Source organism: Anabaenopsis sp. FSS-46, assembly GCF_029891665.1.
In the GTDB taxonomy this organism is placed as follows: Bacteria; Cyanobacteriota; Cyanobacteriia; order Cyanobacteriales; family Nostocaceae; genus Anabaenopsis; species Anabaenopsis arnoldii.
The window spans coordinates 1-17,953 of record NZ_JANQDG010000006.1 but is presented as its reverse complement, the minus strand read 5'-3'; the positions used below and the strand labels follow the sequence as shown (position 1 = coordinate 17,953).

Here is a 17,953-nt window from a genome sequence, read left to right as displayed (position 1 = left end):
TGCAGGGTCTTGGAGAAAGATTTCTGGGTTTTGTTCCCACATCCGAATTAGACGATATTCATGACGGGTAGTTTCCACGTTAAAGGCTGTAGTAATTTCACCCTCATCTTGGGGAGGAAGCAGTAATACTACCACTTGTGTCACTGGTAAACGATACAAGCGATACAACCTTACCCAATAGTCTAACATTCGTAGTGGTAGGGGTGGTGTGGATTCTAAGGTTTGAAATTCTAAATGTAAAATCCTGCCTTGCAGTTGTAAAAAGGTGACATAATCGGCGCGGATGGGTTCTATGCTTAATTCGGTTTTGAGAACTGTCACATCCCCTTGCTGTGTCCCTAATACCCAACTGGCGAACCTTTGCGGGTGTTTTTCTGATAGCAGCTTGCAGAGATTGTCAAAGGACATGGGTAATATATGGCTATGATATTTTATGATATTTTTAGTTAAAAGTGGTGTTCACCGGTGGTTTAATGTCAGGAATTCTTGCTATATGTCAAACTTTATCTTTTTCTGGACAGTTTAAATTCAAGTTTTACATTAAAATGGAATACTAAATACAGAATTTACGCGTTAACTTAGCTATCGTCTGAGGTTTGACCGTGACCGTGCGCTTGCCATCCTTAACTAGTCTCCCACAAACCGAAAATCACAATCAGTCTGGTCAATCGCCAGTCGTCGCGCCCAAGCGTGTAACTGGTGGTTTTGCACTGCTTGACAGTCTTTTGCGCCATGAAGTTGAATACATTTTTGGTTATCCTGGTGGGGCAATCCTCCCAATTTACGATGACCTTTACAAAGTAGAATCCACTGGTGCTATTAAGCACATTTTAGTACGACACGAACAAGGTGCCGCCCACGCTGCCGATGGCTATGCCCGTGCTACTGGAAAGGTGGGAGTATGCTTTGGCACTTCTGGACCTGGGGCAACGAATTTAGTCACAGGCATTGCTACAGCCTATATGGACTCGATTCCCATGATTGTAGTTACAGGACAAGTGCCACGGGCTGCTATTGGTACGGATGCATTTCAAGAAACCGATATTTATGGAATTACCCTACCAATAGTCAAACACTCCTATGTAGTGCGTGACCCGAAAAACATGGCGCGAATTGTGGCGGAAGCGTTCCACATCGCTAGCACGGGACGACCGGGTCCTGTTTTGATTGATGTGCCTAAAGATGTGGCTTTAGAAGAATGTGACTATGTACCAGTGGAACCGGGAAGTCTGAAATTACGCGGCTATCGTCCTACGGTTAAGGGGAATCCCAGACAAATCAACGCCGCAATTCAGTTAATTCGTAACAGTCACCGCCCTTTATTATATGTGGGTGGTGGGGCGATCGCATCTAACGCACACGCAGAAGTTAAGGAACTAGCCGAACTATTTAATATCCCGGTGACTACAACCTTAATGGGTATCGGTGCATTCGATGAACATCATCCCCTGTCTGTGGGAATGTTAGGGATGCACGGTACAGCTTACGCTAACTTTGCAGTGACAGATTGCGATTTATTAATCTGCGTTGGTGCTAGATTTGACGACCGTGTTACAGGTAAATTGGATGAATTTGCTTCCCATGCCAAAGTAATTCACATCGACATCGACCCGGCAGAAGTAGGTAAAAATAGAGTCCCGGAAGTGCCAATCGTGGGGGATGTGCGCCATGTGTTGGTAGACCTGTTGCGTCGCTGTCAGGAAGGGGGAATCAAGCAAATACCACATAAAAACCAAGAATGGTTAAATTTAATTAACCGTTGGCGACAAGACTACCCCTTACAAGTACCTCAGCATCCCGATAGTATTTCCCCCCAAGAGGTAATTGTAGAAATTGGTCGCCAAGCCCCCAACGCTTTTTACACTACAGATGTAGGTCAACATCAAATGTGGGCGGCGCAATTCCTCAAGAATGGACCCAGACGCTGGATTTCTAGCGCGGGGTTGGGAACTATGGGTTTTGGAGTCCCGGCGGCCATGGGTGCAAAGGTCGCATTTCCAGATGAGGAAGTTATCTGTATTAGTGGTGATGCTAGTTTTCAGATGTGTTTACAAGAACTGGGGACGCTAGCACAATACGGGATTAATGTCAAGACAGTTATTTTAAATAACGGTTGGCAGGGAATGGTGCGCCAGTGGCAACAAGCCTTTTATGGTGAGCGCTACTCATGCTCTAATATGGAAGTAGGAATGCCGGATATTGAGTATTTGACAAAAGCCTATGGGATTAAGGGCATGGTAATTCGTAGTCGTGATCAATTAAAAGATGCGATCGCCGAAATGCTGGCACATGATGGCCCGGTGGTGGTTGATGTCCAAGTCACCAGAGATGAAAACTGCTACCCAATGGTAGCCCCTGGGAAAAGCAACGCTCAAATGATTGGTTTACCTATGCAACCAGCCAAAGCCAGAGTAGAACCAATTACTTGTAGCAATTGCGGGACAACAAATCACCCCACTCATAAGTTCTGCTCCGAATGTGGAACCAAATTATAAGGAGCAGGACTGCACTACAGAGGTTTGACCATCCACATAACCTAATATTAGGGGAAAGGGAAAATTAACGGTATTTATACGCAGAGGAACCAATCCTCTGCTTTTTTGTCACAGAAACTTAAGAATTACAAGTTACATTTATTTATGTCTAAAAAAATTACCATTGGCTTGCTGCTGTTATTTCTGAGTAGCCAAATTGCCATTACCCCCCAAACAGCCAAAGCACAGATACAAACATCAACCACACCCACGGGGAAAACAATTTGTTCTACCCAACTCCAGTCAGAGGTAGAAACCATAACCAACAGGCCTGAATTTAGCCGGGTGCGGTGGGGAATTATCGTGAAAAATATGGCTGATCAACAAACACTTTATCAGCGAGATGGTGAGAAATACTTTACCCCAGCCTCCAACACCAAATTACTGATAACAGCGGCCGCATTACAAGAGTTAGGTGGTAATTTTCGTATTCGTACCTCCGTTTATGAAGATGGGGAGGGTGTTTTGCGTGTCTTCGGTAGGGGAGACCCCAGTTTAAAGATTCCCCAGTTGCAGAAATTAGCCCAGCAGTTACGCCAGCAGGGTATTACTCAAGTCAACCAGTTGATTGCTGATGATAGTTATTTTCAAGGGGATATTGTCAATCCCAGTTGGGAATGGGAAGACTTAGCAGCTGATTATGGCGCACCAGTCAGCAGTTTAATTCTCAATCAAAATGCTTCTGTATTTCAAGTTTCGCCCCAAACCGTCGGTAAACCATTACAACTGAAGTGGAATGAACCAGCGGATGCATTTGTGTGGCGAGTAGAAAATAATTCTGTGACTACTCAAAAAAATGAATCGGGATTTCTCAGAGTCAGCCGCAGCTTACACGGTCCAGTATTGCACATTCAAGGACAGATGGCTGTAAATTCCACCCCTAACATCAGGGCGATCGCCGTTTTTAATCCCGTCGAGCATTTCCTGCGTCACTTCCGCCAGACTTTGGTTAAGGAAGGAATTTTTGTACAAGATATATCTCACAGTACTGGTAGTCAAAACCAAAAGGAACTAGCAGCAGTGGAGTCTCCCCCCTTGTCTGAACTATTAATAGAGACAAATGTCAATAGTAATAACTTGTATGCTGAAGCGTTACTCAGGTCTTTAGCAATTAAACAACCGGGAGAAAATAATCAAACTACGGCCGATGCAGGTTTAACAGTTGTCAAGAATAGTTTAACTCAGTTAGGAGTAGACCCTAGTAGTTATATACTAGTAGATGCTTCTGGATTATCGCGCAAAAACTTAATTAGTCCCCAAGCCTTGGTGCAGACTTTACAGGCCATGGACAAATCACCACTAGCAGGAATATTTCGCGCTTCCCTACCTGTAGCGGGGGTGAGCGGTACTTTAAGAAATCGCCTGCGGGACACTCCCGCTGTGGGAATTGTCCAGGCAAAAACAGGTACAATGACTGGGGTGGTGTCCCTATCAGGATATGTGAATAGTCCGAATTATCAGCCTTTGGCTTTTAGTATTATTGTCAATCATTATGAACAACCGGCTAGAGTTGTCCGCCAATCCATAGATGAAATTGTCCTTTTATTAACACAGTTACAGCCTTGTTAAGTGCAATTTAACAGTTGCAGCCTTTGGTGTAATATTTTCTGAATTACTTGTTGCACTGCTTCTGGGGTTAAACTACCATCTACCCGGACAATTTCAGAGGGATAGAGTGCGGCTAAATCTGCGTATCCTTGCTGAACACGCTGATGAAAGGCTATTGTTTCTTGCTCAATGCGGTCTAGTCCCCCCGTTGCTGCTTGTTTACGAGCTAGTCCCACTTCCACATCAACATCTAGCCAGATGGTTAAGTCACTTACTAAACCATCTGTGGCAATATGGTTGAGTTGATTAATTAAGTTGATGTTTAAACCCCGACCATAACCTTGGTAGGCAGTGGTAGAGTGGGTGTAGCGATCGCACAGTATATATTTTCCTGCTGCTAGATGTGGTTTAAGTTCTTGTGCAACGTGTTGGGAGCGATCGGCGGCATATAATAATAATTCAGTTACCTGAGAGATGGGTAGATTTTCTGGGTTTTTGAGTAAAATCCGGCGCAGATGTAGGCCTAACTCGGTTCCCCCCGGTTCACGAGTCATGAGTACAGGAATACCCAGACTCTCCAACCATTGGGCGCAAAGCTGCATCTGGCTAGTTTTGCCGCAGCCTTCTACTCCTTCAAATATAATTAATTTACCAGTCATAGTTTTTATATCAGTTTAAAATACTGGAGACCAAGGCTAACTGACAAGGGACCAGGAAAGTTTTGCCTAAATTTTTTACACACAAAAAGGCAACTGCTAGCAGTTGCCTTTTTGTCAAAGTTAATACCATTCGACTTGTTTGATACCTAACTAAAAGACTGCAATGCTACTGTAAGCCGAGCATTTCCAGGATTACTTGGAACAAACCTTGAGCGAATTGGTACCACTCCTTGCACTATATTAATAGTAACTCTTCTAGGATAAAATGCAACATTTTCTTGATAAAACTTTGTTAACCTGATCACCCACACCCCTGTAAATTAAAGCAGTGGTATCGCAGATAACATCTCATATCCAGTGTATCAAATATTGTTTTACCCCCCGTTCCCCGTTCCCTGTTCTCTAAAAAGAAAATACATCTTAGCTAGCTTGTGCAGATACATTTGCAACAGCTTCATCAATCAACTGTTTTACATTGTTTAATCCAGTCATAGCATACTGCCAATAACCATATTTACCATCGGCATTAACAGCATGACACCATCTCATGGCTGCTGCTTTCTTAACATCTCGCAGTGGGTCCCATCCTTTTGTTTCCAGAATAAAATAACTCAATGTTGGTGTTTTAAACCTGATGATGAAGTCGGGAATATAATCGTGGTCTTCTCCATTATCAAAATAGGGAATTGCAAAGCCTAAGCTGGCGTTTTTGACAAAAGCCCCTACAGCGGGATGGGTATCGATAATATATGCTGCTGTTTGTTCCCATTGCCAAGTATCTGCAACAACATAGTTAATATGAGAGTTAATTACCTCTCGCACTGGTTTACTTGTCCAGAAGTTAACGTCATCTGTTGAACCATTCCCCCGATGTGCTTCATAAATTGGAACCTCCGGAGCTTCCCCTGCGCCGGTGTCGGGATGAATAGCTTCTGTTAATTTCTCTATTAACCAACCATAGTAAGGAGAAACAAAAACATCTAATTTATCTGCTGGGGGAACCAGTTCTACTTTTTCCGATATGTAGCGATCGCAAATTCTCCGTAATTGGGGAAATAGTATATGGGGAGGAGCTTCACATTTATCTGACTTGGCGTAGGTTACACTTAAATCTCTAGCTAAATCAAAGACTAATTCTTGTAACCTTTTATCTTTGCGGTATGGGTTGAGGTTCATACCTTGAAGTTTCCCTGGTCCGGTTAAACTTGATCTCCCTTGATTGTTGGGAATATTGGCTTTAACTTGTACTTCTGGCGCTATCTTAAATGGGTTAATTTCCAGCTTGGCGATTACATCCCAATCTACAGTTACCTGATTGCGAATAGCTTGGGTGTAACCTTTGACTTTAGGAAATTCGATTCTGTACTGTGACTTACTAGCTATTGCATAAACGTGGTGACGTTTTTCTGGTTTTCGCTTTGCGCCTAATGGGTTTTCTTTAAAAGGAATGACTTCAAAGGGGACGCCAAATATTTTTGCTGTTTCTTCAGCGAATTTGTTATCCTCAGTTAAATCATAGTTACGTCTTCTTAATGCTCTCCCAACTACTTGTTCACAGAGAAGTTGGGACATAAAAGGACGAATCCCAATCACATGAGTGACTGTGTTAGTATCCCATCCTTCCGTGAGCATACCTACTGAGATGATGCAACGAATATCACGACCTGGCGGATGTAGAGGACGGTTTAATTTAGTAGCTAATTCTGGGAAATTTTCTGGATAAATGTTTCTACCTTGACTGTCCTTTGGCCATGCTATTTTACCAATGGTATCTAAGGTAAACCGCATCCATTTAGATTCATCAGATTTGGTGTTTCCAGAGTCTAGTTCTTCAACCACTTTAGAATCAACACGAATTGTATTAATTTGTGTATCTGTATTCCTTAAAGATTCAATCCTACAGGGTGAAACGTTAACGGGTTGTTGATTCTCTGCTATCCATTCATAAATACACTTAGCTATTTTAGTATTTTTGCAAACAATAATAAAGACAGGGGGTCTAGGGTCGTCACTTTCTGCCCATTCTTGGCGTATTTCTTCCCATTGTCCCGCTAAAATTGCCATAGGATGTTGAGCATATTTTAAAACTGCTTCGGCTTTAGGATCTGCGCCTTTCTTCTCACGTTCTGATGTGGTTATTTTTTGCATAATCCATTTCCAGATGTTGAAATATGCTAAATCTGAAACTTCTGCTCCTGTAGTATCTCTAATGGGTAATTGAGGAATTTTAACTAGGCCGGACTCAATAGCATCCATTAAACTAAAATCACTGACTACCCATGGAAATGGTTTATTACCATCTTGGCGAGCGGATTTGAGATAATAAGGTGTAGCAGATAAATCTACACAAAAATTAATCCCCCGATATTTATGAATACGGTCTAAACCTTCAACCCAAATAGTGGCTTCTTTATCTTCATATTCAACCGCTTCATCTTCCCCATCATTGTCCTTTTGATCTGGGACAATTCTATAAGCATGATGGGCTTCATCATTAAATACCAAAATATTACTTTTATTGCCAATGGCATCGGTTAAAATTCGTTTAATCCAAGCTACATCACTTTCTAAATACCGAGTAGCTTTAACTTTAACAGAAATCACATTACCTTGTTTATCTTTATTTTCTTCAATTACTTCTAGTTGACCAATAGCAATTTGTTGTTGTAAACTTTCTAAAGTTAGGTATCTTGCGCCCCTAGCTGTTTCGTTTTTTGTGGCAATTTTAATAGTCTCTGTAGTAATTGTGGGTACACCTACTTTAACCACTTTTGCTGCATCATCTCCAGATGTACTAGGCGATCGCTTTTCAAAGATATGCCAATTAGTGACTAAAACCTTACCTTGTCTGAGTTTATCCATCAGGTTAGATGGTACAAGGTCACGGGTGCGATATAGGCTAGCTTCTGCGTTGTTGGGGTTTAATTCCTGAAGTCTGGCCTTGATGGTGACGTTAGGACAAACTATCAAGATAATATCTGAAAAGCGGGAATCAGAGCGATAATTAACTTTATTGAGAATTGACCAAGCTGCTAACATTCCCATGACGGTAGTTTTACCTGAACCAGTGGCCATTTTACAAGCATAACGGGTAAAGGCTTTGAGTGCGGTGTCAATGGGTTCATCTAAGGGTATATAAATACCTTGAAGAAAATCAGCCCTTGCTTCTCTCAAAAAAATGAGAGTTTCTACCGCTTCCTTTTGGGCGAAGAATAACCTTTTTTCCCTTCCGTCTCTGTTCCAATACTCTAATAGTTCTAAGGTGGTGCGGGTAACTCCTGGGTAGCGTTGCTGTCTCCAATTTTTAACCCTTGTCCTAATTTGATTAACTAAGACCATTTCAAAACCAGGAGCAAATTCATCAGCAGGGGAAGGCTTAAGAACTTTTCCTAAATTCCAATCTATATCACCTTCACGGGGAGGGTAAACAATAGCAGGGCGACGGCCTTGTTTTAACTGGGGTTCTTCACCTTCTCTGATAAACCAGTAGCGTAATGGTTCATCAAAGGGAGAATTGAGAATTGGTTCATTGACTTCAGAGGACATGAATTTAACATCCCAAGGATCGTGTTAGTTTTTTTAGTTTTAGGAACAGGGGACAGGGTAAAGAAAAATTTTCATGATTCTTGCTGTTATTCCAATTATTTTAACTCTCGCACTACCAATAACTCATTACCACGGTCATCAATCACTTTTACCGCAATTTGTTTATGTTCCCCAGCTGCAAAAGGTGCGCTGGTAGTTCCTGCTAGGTGTTCCCAAACAGAATCTTCATAACTACCTTTTAAGCCTTTCTTGATGCTATCCCACGCACTTGTCCGGGGGAAAAATGCTTGACGGACATAGAAACATAAACCATTGTAATTTGTATCTAAAAACCACGCTGGTATATTCTTACCTTGCTGGTGGTTAACATCCATGGTGATAGGGTCAAAGACATCTAACCCTAATAATTCCACTTGGTATTTACCCTCCTGATTTTGTGTAATTTCAATTTCTGGTAAACCGCAGACGCTAAATATTTGGGAACTTCTCATATTTTTGAGTAGGTCACCCATCAGTAAATCTGGTGTAGCTTGAATATAGGTTGCGGGTATACCTATTGCTGCTTGACAATTTTCTACTAATTGACGAGCGTTGGGACTGATAGCAAACCCAATTACATAAAAATGACTGTAATTCTTGAGTTGGGCTTCTTTTGCTGATTCAAATACCGCTCTTTCTGAAATTGCGCCGTTTTCCGGTCCAAACAAAAAAGCTACTGGTTTATCATCTACCATTGCTTCAGCAGAGAGATTTTGACTTCTAGCTGGTTGTCTAACACTGGTAAAGGTAACAGTTTTATTATCTGGTAAATGGAGTTTTGGAGACCTACGCAACACCTCTAACATCCGGTCAGTAAAACAAGCTGTAGTATTAGTTTCCCCTGCTTCTGTTGCTGGTACTCCCTGATCTTCCATATCCGCTGGTGGGGGGATAGTTCCCTCAAGGGTAAAGGGACTGGAGACCCGCACGGTGTTTTTATCTTCTTCGGGACGGTCAACTAAAATTTCTTCTTGAGGTGGTTCATTATTAGCAATACTCTTGAGGGTGATATGTGGGACAATTCCCCCAATTTCTTCGCCTTTAGTGTTCCGTTTGCGTTTGTAGATAAACCCCCCTGCGGGTGAATTACCATCTTGGAGTTGATACCAGGGGAAGGTTGCAGTTAGGAGACGTTGACGAGCTAAAGCTAGGGGTACACGACTTACATCACAGGTTATCCACCGTCGTCCCCATTGTTCAGCGACGTAAGCAGTAGTACCGCTTCCGCAGGTGGGATCTAGTACAAGGTCACCGGGGTCGGTGGTCATGAGGAGACAGCGTTGGATAGTCTTTGTTGCTGTTTGAACTACATATATTTTTTCATAAGATGTACTTGCTGAACCTGAATCTGTCCAAATATTACCCATAGTCATTAATGGGTTATCTTCATAGTAAGCAACATAATATGGTAAGTTTCCCATTCTAATTAATCTATTTTTTTTGACTAATAGCTGCATTCCCTTTTGATTAGTTCGCCAACTTCTTTTTTGAGCAGGAATGGTGTTTCCTTGAAAAGGAAAGCTAAAAGTGCAAGTTTCTGTATATCCTGATGACAGTAAACTTTGTGGGACAAATAATTTCCAATCAGAGGGTAAATCGTCTAAGTTTAATAATTCTTCTTTAGAAAGTTTACGTCTTGTTCCATCAGGAAGTTCTACCCAATCGTATCTAGACTCAGATCCTTTTTGTTTTTTATCATATATTGGAATAAATTTGATATTATTTTTGTTTTTTGAATACCATAATATGAAATCTGATATATTAGCCATTCCACCAGTACCTAAAGGAGTCAGCTTTCTAACAGTAATCAAACTAAAAAAATTCTCTCTCCCAAAAACCTCATCCATCAATTCCCTGACATGATGGACATTCTCATCACTAATCTGGACAAAAATACTACCGCTATCAGTCAACAACTCCCTAGCCAATAACAACCTATCTCTTAAATAAGTCAAGTAACTATGTAACCCTAATTCCCAGGTATCGCGATAAGCTTGAACCATTTCCGGTTCACGGGTGAAGTCATCATCATCATTATGTTTAACATCCCGCTTTCTGACAAAAGGCTGAAAATTGCTACCAAACTTGATACCATAGGGCGGGTCCATATAAATCATCTGTACTTGACCCCCCAAACCCTCATACTGTAATAGTGAGTTCATTACTATTAGGGAGTCACCTAAAATCATCCGGTTTACCCAGTCCCCCTGATATTCATAGGCTTTGAGGATTTGGTCAGTAATAGACCATTGGGGGTCACTGAATAAATCAAATAAAGGTAAATTGTTAGTACCTATTTTATGAGTTCTCAGGGTTTCAATAATTGCTCTGGTTGATATACGTTCATGGATAAATAAAGGTAATGTTGGTACATCAAAAGATAACCGTTCAGCTTTACCAGTCCAGTTGAGGAAAGGTTGACTCATGGATTTGAGTTTATCCAATGACTCTTGAGCTTTATATAGTTGTTGTGTCAGCTGTTCTTTGATTTCTTTGACTGTTTTTTTACCTTCAGGATCTAAACTAGATTCAATATGATTTAACTTCTCTAACTGTACTGAAAGTTCAGTTAAGTAATTACTAATAGTATTTATTTCTGCTTCTGCTTGTTCTCTAGTGGGGTTATCATCCCATTCCAAGGAAGGTGACAAAGAGGAATCATAGCGATAGGTTACTGGTGGCTTTTTTTTCTGAAAGTGAGACTCAGTACCAATATCTGGCCTTAAAGGATGCTCATGAGAGTGAGCGTAAGTTTTAGCTTCTTTTGATTTCCCGCTTTGTTGCTGTTTGGGCATAATAAATACTAAGAGCAATGTGTTATAACAGTAACTGTTACTATTGAGGTAGTTACTTATTTAATAAATCTTTACTCCATACCGCTCATATCATTTACCGTCATCAAGCCTAAATGATATAGGTGAGGATCTATTCCTTGGATATAAGTAAATTATATTTTGTTGTATTTTATACGTAATTTTTTGACGATGAAAGTGAGCAATTTTTAGATATTTTGGGATTTTATCCAGTAATTTCAACTTTTGTATCATACTAACATTTTTGCACTGTGGCAATAATGTTTACTTTAAAAACCTTTACATCTATCTTTAGATAGATTTAGGGGTGAGGGGGGGAGGGGGGGAGGGGTGATGGGGAATCGGTATATAATTGACGTAAAAGAATCAAGTACAATGCAAACTAAAACAATTTCCGTTTATTTACCATCTTATTTAGTGGAGTTTGTGGAAAATTACAAATTAACTAAATACTGTAAATCTCGTTCACACGTAATTCAATTAGCTATAAAGCTATTGCGTTCTCAAGAATTAGACCGAGGTTACCGAGCAGCAGGGGAGGAAGTGGATCTAGAATGGGATTTAACCGTAGGAGATGGACTTAGTGATGAAACGTGGTGAAATATACTTTGCAAATCTTAGTCCCACACAGGGGTCAGATGTGGATAAACGCAGTCTTGTACTCGTTGTTAGCAATGATATTAATAATAATGCTTCTACCACGGTAACGATTTTACCGATTAAATCTAATACCAATCGTTTACATCTTTTTGAGGTTTTATTAGGTCAAATAGATTGCGGTCTATCTGAATCTTTTAAGGTGCAAGTGCAACAAATTCGGACAATTTCTAAACAGCGGATTTCAGGAGATGTGGTAAAATGTTTGGATAGAGAGTCGATGGATTTGGTCAATGATGCTATGAAGTTACACTTAGCTCTTGAGTAGCAGATAGTCACATTGACTTTGCTGATTGAAAGAGGCGATAGGGAAGCTATCGCAGAAAATTACCAGTTTCCCTATTTCCGGGGGTGAGATGTGGGAACAGTCCACCAAGCTAAACCATAGGGTTGGGTGGCTTGATGGAACCGTTCACGAAAGTGGACACGGATTTTATAATTACCAGTAGTGGGAACTGGGCAAAAAATATGCTCTACACTGTCAATTTCACTGACTGAGGCACAAATAACACCAGCATTGAGATTTTTTGCACCATCCCCTGGGATTAAATAGAGGTCAAGGTTATTCAAACCGCGATCGCGAAAACTTTCACCCACATCATATTTATTGTTTTTATTAGTATCATTGAGTTCCACCAAGCGATTCCAACTCAGAGTAATACTCACAAAGCTGCCTTGTCTTAAAGGTTTTCCCAGTGGGTAATCAACAGTATATCCCCCATCCACAGAGCCATAATCCCAACCAACAGCAGGTACTGTACTTGATGGTGGCCATTGACCGGCGCTAAATTGCTGATAAGCGCGAAAAGTATTTAAATGACCGGTTCCCATTTGAGGATCTAAAGGAATTTGAGGATCATCATAAGCGTCGGAATCCAGCCAATTTTGATTTTGTTTATCAATCAGAGTCCGAGTCATACCCAGATGTAAGCCATTACCCTGGTCTTGAATTTTATCGGCTGAATTTAATAATACAGCCTTCATAACCTCGTGACGGCGAGCATCAATAGTCCAATTAGATTTTTTTGCGCGTATTTGTCGGTCACCCAATTCCTGCAACAAAGCTACACTAGCTGTTACCTGGGGAGCCGCAAAACTTGTACCTGTAACCTTATTTAACCTACCATCTGGATTCAAGATGGGAATATTGCTTCCCGGAGCTACCAAACCGATAGAAGCACGACCATCAATATTAAACTCCTTACCAGCTAACCGATTGCTAGATCCCTGGTTACCAGCTACCAGATTGGAAACATCAACCTTATTAAAAATACCCCCCCTGGCAGATGAAAAGGCAACGTTAATCCCATTAAAGTTATCTGTAGGAATAGAAATTCCTCCTCTGCCTTGATTACCGGCGATGGCATACAAAACATTATGAACACGACTAGACCAGTCAAGACATAAAGTTAGTAAGGCGTTACCATCTAAAACAGCATCAGGACGGGGATCACGGGCTAGAGGTTCACCAAAACTAAAATTAATAGCGCGGACATCCTGGCCATTTTGCTGGGCGATGTGTTGTGCTGTTAAGCACTGTTCTGGCTGTCCCATATTTCTAGTGGAACCCACCCCAGAAGAATATAATTGCGCCTGTGGCGCTACTCCTGGTAGAGCTTTGTCTTGACTAACCATTACCCCCGCAACATTGTAGGCGTGGGAGTCAACACCAGTGTTAGACTTCGCTGGGGAATCGCGTAAAAATACTCCTGCTAATGATATGGCAGAATTTTCAGACACGGCTTTATCCCAGCCAAATATACCAGGACGTCCAATTTCAACCTGACCAATAGCAATTTTGCGCCCAAGTAGATTATAAGGAGGTTTATGTAATTTCAGGGCATCAATGCCATGAGAGCTTAAAGTGCTTTGTAAAGCTGAAGCCAGTACAGGCGCACTCACAAAAGAAGCACTCAGTCCCCAAATCATCCACCTTAGTTTTCTGCCCATTGTTTAATACTGATTAACTTAATGCTGATTAACTCTTTGTGACTATTGAACCCAATAAACCTTTCTGAGCGTCCCTGTTTAGTAATTGTCGAATATATTATTTATAGTCCAGAATTCACAGCATGGAACGAAATTAATCTATAAGCATTTGGTCAAATTTTGTTAAAATGCTTACAGAAGAGAACGCTTTCAAACCCACGAACCATGACCCAAAAACCATCTCAAAAGCCCATTGTGATATCTCCATCCATCTTATCAGCCGATTTTAGTCGTCTGGGCGACGAAATTAGGGCTGTAGATGCTGCTGGCGCCGATTGGATTCATGTTGATGTCATGGACGGTCGCTTTGTACCTAACATTACCATAGGTCCTCTGGTTGTGGAGGCGATTCGCCCGGTAACAACCAAACCCCTGGATGTCCACTTGATGATTGTGGAACCGGAGAAATATGTGGAAGATTTTGCCAAAGCAGGGGCTGATATTATTTCTGTACATTGTGAGCATAATGCTTCGCCCCATCTGCACCGGACTTTGGGACAAATCAGAGAACTAGGGAAGCAAGCAGGAGTTGTACTGAACCCAGGAACGCCTCTAGAGCTAATTGAAAATGTTCTAGACCTGTGTGATTTGGTACTAATCATGAGCGTTAACCCCGGCTTTGGTGGTCAAAGCTTTATCCCCACTGTATTACCTAAAATTCGCAAATTGCGCCAAATTTGTGATGAACGTGGTCTTGACCCCTGGATTGAGGTAGATGGGGGACTGAAGGCTAATAATACTTGGCAAGTTTTGGAAGCGGGAGCCAATGCTATTGTGGCTGGTTCAGCTGTATTTAAAGCCAGTGATTACGCCGAAGCTGTGTCATCTATTCGTAACAGTAAGCGTCCTGAGCCACAATTGGCAAAGGTTTAAGTTTACCTGATGTGAATTACATCTCCCGAATTGAATTTGGGAGATTTTATTGCCTTTTTCAGGCTCATGAAGTACACACCAATTCCCTATTCCCTATTCCCTGTTCCCTGTTCCGGTGTTCCCTCAAACTAAAAAAAATTGTACCTCACGAGCATGGTAAATGCTATATTATTTGCGACCACCCAACCACTTAGCCGCAGCAATACCAATGAGTCCGGCGACAATGGGATTACTAAGAAACTTCATAATAGCCGGTTGTTCGGCTAACACGTCGCGGAAAATATCAGGGTGGTTGTGATAGGCGAAGGATGCAATTTTACTCACATCATCAGCAGTCATGCGGTTAGGGTTACGAGTGGAAAGATTTAACTGTTGTTCTAACCGTTTGTCGTCTAAACCTCTGGATTTAAATTCTTTAAAAAACTCTCTAGCGACATCATCCCGTTCATTGGGTTTGATTTGGGCGATCGCCTGTTGTAATTCTGGCTCCATTTGGCTAGAAGGGATTGTTTGGGTATTGACAGATTTACCCAACAGCTGACGACGTTGGTTAGGTGTAGTCCGCTGGGCAAAATCATCAAAGTTATCATAGGAAACATCATCAAGAGATTCTACATTTCCTTCAGACAAATCTTTGAGAATTTGTTTTCTGTAATCTTCGCTACTTGTCACCTGACTTACTCCTGATTTAATGATTCAATTAGCTATACTGAATTTGATTGGTCGCCCTGTTATACTGTGTGGTCAAAATTAAGCGTTTATCTGGGCTATAGACAAAAACAGTTAAGTTTTGATCGGGGAAGTTTTTCCGAAAACCTTGAACTAAAGATTTTGCTAAAGGTTGCACTTCCTGGGGTTTGACTTGAGGGGAAATAACTACACCAAGCTGATTATTATCTCTGACATAAGCATCCTGAATTAATCCCTGAGATGTTTGTACAACCCAGTCACCAAAACTTTGTCCAGTTGGGGTATTACCTCTTTCTAACTGTGCATAAGTTTGGTTACTACCAATAGGTGGGGTAGCAGTGCGGTCAGTTTCTGTGACAGTAGGGCCACCGCAAGCGGTAGTTATTGTTAACACTAAAACTAATATGAAAGCGATCGCAATTTTGCGACCCTGCTCCAGCAGATTCATTGTTTACCTCTAATAGTCAAATATTGACAAAGCAGCCGTGATTAGTGATTAATTAACTCCCTGGTATAATTCTCCCTCATAAAAATTGCTCTAGGTTCTATTTAAATTCCACTGAAATTACACTAAAAAAATCAACTAAAAATCATTGGGATTCGCCATGACACTGCCAAGTATTTTTAATTATCTTTATAATCTAGTTGCAAGTTTCGACTACTATCTTCTGCCATAGGTTATATTAGATATCTGTATAAAAAGATTGAGGACAAAAGTAAGTTTATCCCTTAAGATTTTTCTAGATTAAAAAAACAAAAAAAACCGGTTATCTCAAATAACCGGAAAGTGGTGTTAATTGCAATTAGTTTGAGAACTAATCTAGGAAACCCATGAGCACAGGGGCGTCATCAATCAGATTTGATGCTGTTGGACGATTACCAAAAGAAGTGTAATTATTGGCAATTACTAATGTACTCGCAGCAATGGGACGAATACCAGACAGGTTGATGGTGTCAACAACTTGAAATGTCTGAGCAGCGATGGGACGAATACCCATAATATTCACTGTATCAGCTACAGCCAATGTACTGATGCCAATAGGACGGATTCCAGAAATTTTAACTGTTCCAGCAATTTGTAGATCACTGCTTCCTATGGGGCGTACTCCCGCAATAGCCAGTTTACCTTCGTCTTTGTGTGCTGGTACATCGGAGCCTTTTTCGACGTTATCCGTATTCAAATTATTATCCTGTTTATTTTCAACTGCCACTGTCTTTTCTCCCTTAAGCTTGGTATCCTGTTGTTGAGCATCGGTTTCTTCCCCAGTGCTACTAATACTCATAAACGGATACCTCTAGTTTATTAACTGGATTTTACAATAATTAAGGAAAAATGATTTTTCCCTACTCATCAAGAGTAGTAGCCTAGTTGACAATTAAATAGACAAACCTATACACTTATCTACAAACCTATAAGTGTATTTATGTTTAAACCTCATGAGTGTCGAAAGAAAATTGGGGTGTCAGTCAAGACATTACACAGTGTTGAGGTCGAGCAATGCTTTTATCCATCAAAACAAAGTTGAAACTGAGTAAAACCCAAGAAATAATAATGAATAAACACGCAGGTATTGCGCGGTTTACTTATAACTGGGGTTTAGCGACTTGGAATAATCTTTATAAAGATGGATTAAAGCCCAACAAATATATTCTGAAGAAATTCTTTAATAATCATGTTAAACCTGAGTTTGAGTGGATTAAAGAAAAGGGTATTTGTCAGAAAATAACTCAATATACTTTCGACCATTTAGGCGACTCTTTCTCTAGATTCTTTGGCGGTAAAGGTGGATATCCTAAGTTTAAAAAGAAAGGACATCGCGACGCGTTTACCATTGATGCTGGAGGTAAGCCGATTGCAGTAGGCGGCAAATCAATAAAGCTACCGACGATTGGATGGGTAAAAACTTATGAAGGCTTACCACACACAACCTGTAAATCAATCACAATATCAAAAACTGCTAATAGCTGGTTCATTGCTTTCGCTTACGAGCAAGAACACAAAGCAATAGATAAGCAGCACGAGATTGTAGGGGTGGATTTAGGGGTCAAGGAACTAGCTACACTTTCTACTGGGGTAGTGTTTCCTAATCCTAAGCATTACAAAGCTAATTTTAAAAAGCTGAAAAGATTATCTAGAAAGTTTGCTCGCAAAAACAAAGGTTCTAATAACCGATACAAAGCTAAAATTAAACTGGCTAAACATCACGCTAGAGTAGCTAATCTTAGAAAAAATACTCTTCACCAAATCACTACTTTCTTATGCAAAAACCACGCAAAAATAGTAGTAGAAGATTTAAACGTTTCTGGGATGATTTCAAATCACAAATTAGCTCAAGTAATCGCTGATTGTGGTTTCTATGAATTTAAGCGCCAGTTAGAATACAAAGCCAAAAAGTTTGGTGGCGAAATTATAATTGCTGATAGATTTTACCCCACAAGCAAAACCTGTTCTTGTGGGCATATTCAAGATATGCCACTAAAAGAAAGAATTTACAACTGTGGAAGTTGTGGTCATTCAATGGACAGGGATTTAAACGCAGCAATTAACTTATCGAGGTTGGCTAAACCTTGAAAGCTTACTGAGGGATAACCGCTCCCATGCTCC

The 17,953-nt window shown here is 40.8% G+C and carries 13 protein-coding genes and 1 pseudogene; 6 read left to right on the top strand and 8 right to left on the bottom strand.

From position 1 onward, the window contains the following. A pseudogene (locus NWP21_RS00645) lies at nucleotides 1–408 on the bottom strand (hypothetical protein); the annotation flags it as partial. Between the two features lie 194 nt (nucleotides 409–602). On the opposite strand from NWP21_RS00645, the gene ilvB reads away from it, so the two are divergent. Together ilvB and dacB are read left to right on the top strand one after the other, a co-directional pair. Beyond that, nucleotides 603–2,495, top strand: coding sequence for a biosynthetic-type acetolactate synthase large subunit (gene ilvB / locus NWP21_RS00640; RefSeq protein WP_280791225.1), 1,893 nt, complete (start codon nucleotides 603–605; stop codon nucleotides 2,493–2,495). A 144-nt stretch (nucleotides 2,496–2,639) separates the two neighbouring features. Then, nucleotides 2,640–4,103: a D-alanyl-D-alanine carboxypeptidase/D-alanyl-D-alanine-endopeptidase gene (gene dacB / locus NWP21_RS00635; RefSeq protein WP_280791224.1), complete on the top strand. Its 1,464-nt coding sequence runs from the start codon at nucleotides 2,640–2,642 to the stop codon at nucleotides 4,101–4,103. Here the strand turns inward: dacB and tmk are convergent. The 3 genes from tmk to NWP21_RS00620 all read right to left on the bottom strand — a co-directional run bounded on the left by tmk (nucleotide 4,100) and on the right by NWP21_RS00620 (nucleotide 11,121). After that, the gene (gene tmk / locus NWP21_RS00630) at nucleotides 4,100–4,741 is read right to left on the bottom strand and encodes a dTMP kinase (protein ID WP_271732855.1); all 642 of its coding nucleotides are present in this window, start codon (nucleotides 4,739–4,741) and stop codon (nucleotides 4,100–4,102) included. The genes dacB and tmk overlap by 4 nt on opposite strands. Before the next feature lie 420 nt (nucleotides 4,742–5,161). Beyond that, entirely contained in the window at nucleotides 5,162–8,287 is a 3,126-nt protein-coding gene (locus NWP21_RS00625) for a DEAD/DEAH box helicase family protein (protein WP_280791223.1), read from the bottom strand. A 95-nt stretch (nucleotides 8,288–8,382) separates the two neighbouring features. Continuing rightward, the gene (locus NWP21_RS00620) at nucleotides 8,383–11,121 is read right to left on the bottom strand and encodes a DNA methyltransferase (protein WP_280791222.1); all 2,739 of its coding nucleotides are present in this window, start codon (nucleotides 11,119–11,121) and stop codon (nucleotides 8,383–8,385) included. A 393-nt stretch (nucleotides 11,122–11,514) separates the two neighbouring features. On the opposite strand from NWP21_RS00620, the gene NWP21_RS00615 reads away from it, so the two are divergent. Continuing rightward, a complete protein-coding gene (locus tag NWP21_RS00615; protein WP_271733426.1) occupies nucleotides 11,515–11,739 on the top strand; it encodes a CopG family transcriptional regulator in 225 nt (74 codons plus the stop codon). Continuing rightward, nucleotides 11,714–12,064, top strand: a complete 351-nt coding sequence (locus NWP21_RS00610) for a type II toxin-antitoxin system PemK/MazF family toxin (RefSeq protein WP_271733425.1) — start codon at nucleotides 11,714–11,716, stop codon at nucleotides 12,062–12,064. The genes NWP21_RS00615 and NWP21_RS00610 overlap by 26 nt, the downstream gene beginning before the upstream one ends. A gap of 71 nt (nucleotides 12,065–12,135) precedes the next feature. On the opposite strand, the gene NWP21_RS00605 is transcribed toward NWP21_RS00610, so the two are convergent. Then, the gene (locus NWP21_RS00605; RefSeq protein ID WP_280791221.1) at nucleotides 12,136–13,746 is read right to left on the bottom strand and encodes a S8 family serine peptidase; all 1,611 of its coding nucleotides are present in this window, start codon (nucleotides 13,744–13,746) and stop codon (nucleotides 12,136–12,138) included. Between the two features lie 204 nt (nucleotides 13,747–13,950). On the opposite strand from NWP21_RS00605, the gene rpe reads away from it, so the two are divergent. After that, nucleotides 13,951–14,658, top strand: coding sequence for a ribulose-phosphate 3-epimerase (gene rpe, locus NWP21_RS00600; protein WP_271733423.1), 708 nt, complete (start codon nucleotides 13,951–13,953; stop codon nucleotides 14,656–14,658). 168 nt (nucleotides 14,659–14,826) lie between these two features. Here the strand turns inward: rpe and NWP21_RS00595 are convergent, their stop codons facing one another. The 3 genes from NWP21_RS00595 to NWP21_RS00585 all read right to left on the bottom strand — a co-directional run bounded on the left by NWP21_RS00595 (nucleotide 14,827) and on the right by NWP21_RS00585 (nucleotide 16,631). Next, a complete protein-coding gene (locus NWP21_RS00595; RefSeq protein WP_280791220.1) occupies nucleotides 14,827–15,330 on the bottom strand; it encodes a hypothetical protein in 504 nt (167 codons plus the stop codon). A 28-nt stretch (nucleotides 15,331–15,358) separates the two neighbouring features. Then, nucleotides 15,359–15,796 carry a hypothetical protein gene (locus NWP21_RS00590; RefSeq protein ID WP_280791219.1) on the bottom strand — a complete coding sequence of 146 codons (438 nt, stop codon included), beginning with the start codon at nucleotides 15,794–15,796 and terminating at the stop codon, nucleotides 15,359–15,361. Between the two features lie 367 nt (nucleotides 15,797–16,163). Beyond that, nucleotides 16,164–16,631, bottom strand: a complete 468-nt coding sequence (locus NWP21_RS00585; protein WP_271732153.1) for a hypothetical protein — start codon at nucleotides 16,629–16,631, stop codon at nucleotides 16,164–16,166. A gap of 215 nt (nucleotides 16,632–16,846) precedes the next feature. Between NWP21_RS00585 and NWP21_RS00580 the strand changes: the two genes are divergently transcribed. Beyond that, on the top strand, nucleotides 16,847–17,920 hold the full coding sequence (locus NWP21_RS00580) for an RNA-guided endonuclease TnpB family protein (protein ID WP_280791218.1): 1,074 nt from the start codon (nucleotides 16,847–16,849) through the stop codon (nucleotides 17,918–17,920). Nucleotides 17,921–17,953: the final 33 nt, after the last annotated feature.